Consider the following 851-nt stretch of genomic DNA (forward strand, 5'->3'; position numbering starts at 1 on the left):
AAAAATCCGCAGAATTGCAACAACAATCAGGATTAAAACATAGTCATTCTGAGTTAATTACTGAATACGATTGTTTGCGTCGAGATTATGAGTTGTTGTCATTAGATTTTAGCGAGTTAAAACAGCAATATGAATCATTGCGCCGTCCGTTTTATGTTACAGCTGATGTCCCATACATAGATGTGTGGAATTATAAACCTGTTCAATATTACCCAGGTAAACATCCGTGCGAAAAACCTGCCGACATGATTCATGACATGATCAACGCTGCATCACGTCCCGGTGATGTTGTGGCGGATTTTTTTATGGGATCAGGGGTGGTTATCAAGCAGTCGGAATTGTTGGGACGCAAATCTATTGGCGTTGAATTAGATGAAGAAAGATTTAATCAAACATTATCAGAAGTGAAATCTTCTGGCCCCACGTAATGAGGGCGTTATCATGATGAGAAAAAAAATGTATAAAAATACAATTTTAGATTGGTTACAGGCCAATTGGCCGATGATTTACGCATCGCTAATGGCGTTTATTATTGCATTTGGTCGATTAACGTACGACGGTGTCGGCGGACGTAGAAAATGGGTGGAGGCTATTTTTTGCGGTGCTGTAACTATGTCAGCTAGTACTGGATTAGAGTTTTTTGGTTTTTCTGTCACGTTAGCACCATTTGTTGGTGGCGTGATTGGCTGGCTCGGTATAGATAAATTACGTCAGTTGTCACACGCAATTGTCGATAAAAAAGTCGGCATAAAAAATGAAGATGAAGATAAAAAAAACTAAAAATTTATCAACACTTTACATTCCACTCGAAAAAACATGCAGAAACAATCAGAAAACTCGGAGAACTGTAA

General features: G+C 38.5%; 2 protein-coding genes. Both read left to right on the forward strand.

Annotation, left to right across the window (positions count from 1 at the left end; genetic code table 11):
• Positions 1-428, forward strand: a 428-nt coding sequence (locus A9G07_RS08655) for a site-specific DNA-methyltransferase (protein WP_141677499.1), incomplete at its 5' end; no start/stop codon positions are given.
• A 28-nt stretch (positions 429-456) separates the two neighbouring features.
• Positions 457-780 (forward strand): phage holin, lambda family, encoded by a 324-nt coding sequence (locus A9G07_RS08660; protein WP_176713960.1) that lies wholly within the window; start codon positions 457-459, stop codon positions 778-780.
• Positions 781-851 lie beyond the last annotated feature (71 nt).

Source organism: Gilliamella sp. wkB72 (genome assembly GCF_001693745.1).
GTDB classification, from domain to species: Bacteria; Pseudomonadota; Gammaproteobacteria; order Enterobacterales; family Orbaceae; genus Gilliamella; species Gilliamella apicola_E.